This window comes from Photobacterium pectinilyticum (assembly GCF_024357955.1).
Classification (GTDB): Bacteria; Pseudomonadota; Gammaproteobacteria; order Enterobacterales; family Vibrionaceae; genus Photobacterium; species Photobacterium pectinilyticum.
In genome coordinates, this window is sequence record NZ_JANEYT010000058.1 from 21,319 (window position 1) to 27,661 (window position 6,343).

The following is a 6,343-nucleotide window of genomic DNA, read 5'->3' on the forward strand; positions in this document are numbered from 1 at the left end:
TTAAAGCAAAAAATAGGAAGAGAAAGGCTGAGGCTTTTCTCTTTTTTTATGTCTGTATATCCGTATGCTAATACCGATATTGATTTGGAAGATATAAACAATGAAAACAGAACTCGAAAAAATGCTGTCTGGCGAAGTTTTTGACGGTGCCGATCATGAGATTGACCAAATGCGCACTCATGCAAGTAAAGCTCTGTCAGATTTCAATCAATGTTCCGACGACACTCAACAGCCAAGCCTTCAAGCAAATCTATTTGGCAAAATCGGCAGCAGTGTTGTGCGTCCTCCTTTCCATTGTGAGTTTGGTAAAACCATCGAGATTGGTGACGATACCTTTATTAACATGAACGTGGTGATGCTTGATGGCGCGAACATCAAAATTGGTAACAATGTTTTGGTGGGGCCAAGCGTGCAGTTTTATACGGCTTCTCACTCTCTGGATCACCGTAGTCGTCGTAAATGGGAAACCTTCTGCTTTCCAATTATCGTTGAAGACGATGTATGGATTGGCGGAAACTCAGTCATCAACCAAGATGTCACTATTGGTGCTCGCTCTGTTATCGCAGCTAACTCTGTGGTCAACAGCGACGTACCACCAGACTGTCTATACGGTGGTACGCCAGCCAAGTTGATTCGATACTTGAACACTGAGCAGCCAAGTGACGACAGCGAATAAGTACGAATCAACAACCCAGAAATGAATGCCAAAAGAGGTGATGTTTATAATTAAACATCACCTCTTTTTTGATTAGTTTACCGTGTCTCTTCTATGGAATGGACTTCGTTCCATGGCTTTTTCATACTCACTTTTCGGGCCACTCAAATACGTAGTTTTGACAAATTGTTCCCAATCATAAAACAGCGACTCTATTGGCTGATCGGTAAGCTGTGAGGGATCCCCATTGCTCTTAATGAGATCAACAAACGCCTCTTCTCCCCATGAACGTTCAATAAACTCACCAACCGTATAGCCAAGCTCATACACCGCCGAGCTACTGTTCGGCTTGTTGTATAAGTCCTGAGCCAGATCATCGAAACGGCGACTGATGGCATGTCTGTTACTCATGTGAAACCAATAATCTTCAGACTTATAGATAGCGATGGCTTCCCACAACCACCGTGGATTATTTGCAAAATTCGGATTCACTTGCAGAGTCAGTAAATGTACAAACTCATGTAGAGCGGTTTTATGAATTTCACCACCAAAATAGAGCAACCTAATCTCATTACTCTTAGGTTCGATATACCCAGTAGAGAACGCATATCGATGCCCGATGCTTCTTTCTTGCTCGTCTAAATAGGCCTTTTGGTTTCGCCACACCCTAACGGTGACTGGCGGCATAGAATCAAGCTCGAACGTTTTCATTAAGGGAGTGCGGTTAATCAATAAGGTATTATGGATGCTGGGAATAACAGAGGGTGACGTTCCATCGTAAAGCACATATTTGAACTGTCCTTTGTCTGATTCGTAGCAATCATCACATGCTTGAACATCACGAATTTGAAGCGCGACAGCCACCACTAATACCAGTATCGATATTGCTAAAATAGAGAACGTAACGATTGACTTAGATGGGTATCTTTTCATTTTCTATATCCTCAAACGAAGACATGATTCGAGTGAGTGTCACTGTTTCAAATTGACACCTAGAGCTTGTAAGCTATTTTCGCACTGCACTGCATCGATAAACTGAATACCAGCCATGCCTATAGCCTTAGCCCCTTCAACGTTATAGGGCATATCATCAATGAAGACGGTTTCTGAAGCTTCAAGCCCATTATTAGACAGCAGCGCTTGGTAAATCTCAGGCTGCGGTTTAAGCATGCCCAATTCAGCGGATACCGCCGCGCCATCAAACAGCGGCCAAAATTGGTAGGTTGATTTTAGGTATTCAACTATCTCGACTACGTTGTCGGTAAGTGCATACACACCATAACCAGCACGCTTTACACGCTCGATAAGATCGACAGAACCATGCAATAAGATCTGCGTTTGTTTAACGTAATAGAACAGGCGATCACACTCTAATGGAGATAAGTTGAGTTCTTGTTGATAGCGAAGCTTAGCCTCATTTTCGGTCAAAAAGCCTTTGTTCAAATCCAACCAAATAGCACTTTGAAAAATCGAACGCGCTCGGGCTTCAGGGTCGGCGATACTTCCAAACGTTAGTTGAGTAATTTCCAAGGGCGACCAACGCACAATCACATTGCCCACATCAAACACGACATTTTTGATTTGATTCGAACTCATAACCTGCTCCTCAATTAGTCACATAAAGTAGCAACAACACAAACATTAAATGCCGCACCTTAAAGTTCATAATCTTGTTTTACAAAATGAGGACTGAAATCACAATATGTTGCGAGCAGGCACAAAAAAGACCATCATAAAGATGGCCTTTTTCAGTATTCGTAAGCTTAAATCATTAACACAAATCAGCGTCAGACGAGATAATCGTCGGGGTGCCGGCCGAAGCATTCGAGCGATAAATAACAACACAAGTTTCGCTTTCTTCAGCATTGGCAAATGAATAAACGATAACTTCATTTGTCACAGCTTCAATGTGGGTTCCCAATTGCGTCCAATCGCTGTTTTCACCACGCAACCCTTGAACAGCAGTTCCAATACCGACCTCTGAGGCTGTGGGATAACCGTAGTCCGTCACAACACCTTCCACTAAGGTACTTTGACCATCCGACACTGGAAGGTTTTCAACCCCTGCGACTGCTGCCTTACCGTAAACAATGGAAGCTGCACCTTCCATTGACCCTTTAAGGCCCTCTAATGCCGCAGCTCTAGCATCAGATTGAAGACCTAAGAACCTGGGCGCCGCAATCACAGAAAGAATGCCAAGCACGACAACGACGGCGACAAGTTCAATTATAGTAAAGCCACTTGTTCTTCTCATCTTAAAAACCTCATATTCTTTATGGAACGGGAGGCAGTATATATTCACGCGAGATCAAATGATACCGTCAATCATTCCTATTAATTGGTTTTTCTTCTACCCTTTTGCCATTGATAAGGTGTGATGCCGTTTACTCGCTTGAACGCCCTGATGAATTGCGAAGCGTCGGCATAACCTAAATGAAGCGCAACATCAGAGATTGAATAATCTTGCTGCGAGATCACCCGCTTCGCAAACTCGATGACTAATGATTCTTTGATTGCCTTGTAAGTGGTTTCTTCTCTTTTCAATGCTCTCTGGACGGTACGCTTTCCTACCTCATTCAAAGCACAAAATGTATCTAAGTCGATGTCCATGCGACCAATATAGGGCGACAGTGCCTCAGCAACTTTGCGAGCATCAGACATGGGTTTGGCTCTAACTGCACTAAGTACACCAACCGTATCTAACGCCGCGTATTGAATGCACGTTTGCTGTTGCCCAAGGTATTGAGGAGTCTCGGTTTGGATTTTTAACTCGCTTAACGCCTGCGAATTCGCTGTCTTCAAATCATATCGAATAGGTCTACCAAGCTCAGCATAGTGTGCTTGTAAGTAGGCGTGAGTATAAGCGATAAGAAACAACTCAGATTCAATCTGACTAGCAGACTGCATTGACGTCTCGAATGAGACAAATAATCCCTCCTTACTTTGCTCCACAGACAGCTTTTCAATGGGGAAAGTATCAAGGAAATCTTGTATCGAAATAGCAGAGAATCGAAATTCTTTCGCTGCTTGAGTGGCGCTCTCTAGCAGCACAGCAATAAACTCACTTGGGCTAAGGCTAGCCCTCAGACGCTTTAGAAAGAGGATAAAAACGTTATATGGAACATAGCTAGCTGATGACGTATCCATACTGAACGGAAGTTTCACTTCTAACGCTAGGTCAGCAAGCAATCCATGGCGGAGAGCAAGCGAGTTATCTTCTCGCAAACACTGTTGGAGGTGGTTCACCACACGCTTATCAATCAGCGGAATATCAAGCCCCATCACTCTATCCTTTTCCTATTACCCTGTGACGTGAAATGCACATTTTCATTTCAGAGCTTAGCTACAATTATCTCAAGTTAACAAGGCTTACTCCAGGTTTTCACTAATAAAGTGAATCACATAGCCAGCAAGAACAGCTTTGTTCGTAAAGTATGACAAGGTTATCGGTTTTTAATCATGTCGTTATACCGTCAGGGACTACTATTAAATCTAGGCATAAGAATAAATGGATTTAAGCCAATAATTGAGAGGTTTTCATGTTGAAAAAGATTACGTTAGTAGCGGCGAGTATCGCCCTGACTTGTGGTGTTGCCCATGCCAGTGTTGAGAGCAAAACTTGGCCAGCTTCAGACAAAGCCAAGACATTCGTTCAAGACACGATCGTGATTGGTATGTTGGCAAGCCCATACGGCGCAGGTTGGAAGGATGACCAACAACTATTGGATTATTTCCAAGATGCTCGGGATGCAGGTATTACAGGGCATGAATACACGATTACCGCTGCTGACCATAACTTTGATGACTTCTTGTTTCACCATCATAAACACCGCTCTGCGATGGCAAAACAACCTGATAATTTCATCATCGCGCATTCCAATAATGACATTGAAAAAGCGCACACCGAAGGCAAAACCGCCGTGCTTTGGAACAGTCAAACCGCGACCATCTTAGAAGAAGATGTCACTAAAATGGCGATTCTAAAAGACATGGGCTTAAAAAGCATGATCTTGGCGTATAACGACATTTTCAGAACAGGTTCAGGACAATTAGCCGCATTTAACGGTAGGGATATTGGCCTTACACCTTGGGGAGAGTCGGTCATTGATTCGATGGTAGAATATCAGGTCATTCTCGATCTCAGCCACACAGGCTCAAAAACAGCAAATGACGCGATGGATTACATGGAAGAGAAGTATCCTGGAACCCCATTTGTTTACACACACTCGGTGCCTGCTGGGCTTTATAAGAGTGAACCCGATGCTACGCCACAAGGTTGTTACCGTGCCATACCAGATGATGAAGCGATACGCGCTGCTAAATCAGGTGGCTACGTTGCCCCGACCTTTACCGAGTGGATGATGGACGGTATTTGGCCTGAAGACATATCTCCTGTTCAAGCTGCGGATATGATCGATTACTACGTGAAGTTGGTAGGTGTTGACCACGTCGGCATTGCGACAGACGATATGTTCTCTACAGCAATGGTTGTGGATTTCGCCACCAAGAACGCGAAAATGTACGACGATGGCGGCTACATGATTGAGGCGTTCAACAAGGGCGCTACCGGCAATGGTGAACTGTCGAAGATCCTTGCTGCCATCACAGACGAACTTTGGAAACGCGGCTACAGCAACGATGATCTTGCTAAGATCTACGGTGGTAACAAGATGCGAGTTTATGCTCAAGTATCTGAAGGCGCAGACCCTGACGAATTCCAAAAAGAGTATACAAAACGCCTTAAAGAACTCACCAAATTGAGAAATGAAAACTTGACGATGTAGTTTGTTACTAAGAAAGATCACACACTCGAAGCTCGCCCTAATGGGCGTGCTTTTTTATTATCTGTTTTCAGGCTATCTCGCCCTTCAGCCTAACAAGGGCGCGAATATACTTTGTTAATCTGATGTAAAAAGAACTTTTTCCCTGTAATCTTTATTCCATGCGGCTTGGTTCATCTTTCTTGGTACAGACAAGTTACCCTCTGATTTTCTAAATAGGTTCTGCACAAAGCGACGACAACAAGCCATATTCAACGCCGAATCCCCGGCGTAAATTCGCTGCTCGTCTTCTTTAAAAATAACGTCCAACGCCCAGTGCTGCTGATTCTCTATGTGCCAGTGCTTTCTTGTTACCTTTGTGGCTAACTCTAAAGATAAATAGTCTGTGCAAATATAGTACGAAGTTTCATAACTCCCTTTCCCTTTGACACTCCTATCTCTTACCACTGCAACAATGCTTTTTACTAGACACCACTTCTCTCTGAGTGCTTCGCTAAAGGCTGCAGGAAGCACGTAAACCTCACGAACCTCTTTTCTACCATGCCCTTTATCTTCCGTAATGTAAGATTTCTGTTTATCTTCAGGCAAAGCCCAATAGTCTTGGAATTGCACATCAATTTCTGCTAATAAACTTGGTTGATTCAGTTTAACTTGTACTAGGATATCTCCACCTTTATCAACCACTTTATTCAGTGTTTCAACCTGACAATGCAGGGCATCAGCAGTTAATAAACATCCTTTGATATCTAAAGCGTCTAGCATGTTTCTTATTGCTAGCAGCTCCATACCTTTGCCGTCACAAGGTTGGTGTGTGAGAGTCAAACCTTCGTGGGGTTTGAAGTCCAATGGAACGAAAACGTACGCTAAGGCCAATCATCAAAATCTGAAGGATTTTTCAGTGGCCTTA

At 43.5% G+C, this 6,343-nt stretch carries 6 protein-coding genes and 1 pseudogene; 2 read left to right on the forward strand and 5 right to left on the reverse strand.

Annotation, left to right across the window (positions count from 1 at the left end; translation table 11 throughout):
- Window positions 1–100: 100 nt before the first annotated feature.
- Window positions 101–676: a sugar O-acetyltransferase gene (locus NHN17_RS19155; RefSeq protein WP_255044236.1), complete on the forward strand. Its 576-nt coding sequence runs from the start codon at window positions 101–103 to the stop codon at window positions 674–676.
- A 72-nt stretch (window positions 677–748) separates the two neighbouring features.
- Here NHN17_RS19155 and NHN17_RS19160 read toward each other — a convergent pair whose 3' ends face one another.
- From NHN17_RS19160 to NHN17_RS19175, 4 genes are all read right to left on the reverse strand, one after another.
- Complete coding sequence (locus NHN17_RS19160; protein ID WP_255044237.1) at window positions 749–1,588, reverse strand: hypothetical protein; 840 nt, start codon at window positions 1,586–1,588, stop codon at window positions 749–751.
- A gap of 39 nt (window positions 1,589–1,627) precedes the next feature.
- Window positions 1,628–2,251, reverse strand: coding sequence for an HAD family hydrolase (locus NHN17_RS19165; protein WP_255044238.1), 624 nt, complete (start codon window positions 2,249–2,251; stop codon window positions 1,628–1,630).
- Between the two features lie 175 nt (window positions 2,252–2,426).
- Complete coding sequence (locus tag NHN17_RS19170; protein WP_255044239.1) at window positions 2,427–2,909, reverse strand: type II secretion system protein; 483 nt, start codon at window positions 2,907–2,909, stop codon at window positions 2,427–2,429.
- Window positions 2,910–2,989: 80 nt separating this feature from the next.
- Window positions 2,990–3,937, reverse strand: coding sequence for a helix-turn-helix domain-containing protein (locus tag NHN17_RS19175; RefSeq protein ID WP_255044240.1), 948 nt, complete (start codon window positions 3,935–3,937; stop codon window positions 2,990–2,992).
- A 257-nt stretch (window positions 3,938–4,194) separates the two neighbouring features.
- On the opposite strand from NHN17_RS19175, the gene NHN17_RS19180 reads away from it, so the two are divergent.
- The gene (locus tag NHN17_RS19180) at window positions 4,195–5,439 is read left to right on the forward strand and encodes a membrane dipeptidase (RefSeq protein WP_255044241.1); all 1,245 of its coding nucleotides are present in this window, start codon (window positions 4,195–4,197) and stop codon (window positions 5,437–5,439) included.
- Window positions 5,440–5,553: 114 nt separating this feature from the next.
- Here NHN17_RS19180 and NHN17_RS19185 read toward each other — a convergent pair.
- Window positions 5,554–6,276, reverse strand: a pseudogene (locus NHN17_RS19185) (ISAs1 family transposase); the annotation flags it as partial.
- Between the last annotated feature and the right edge of the window lie 67 nt (window positions 6,277–6,343).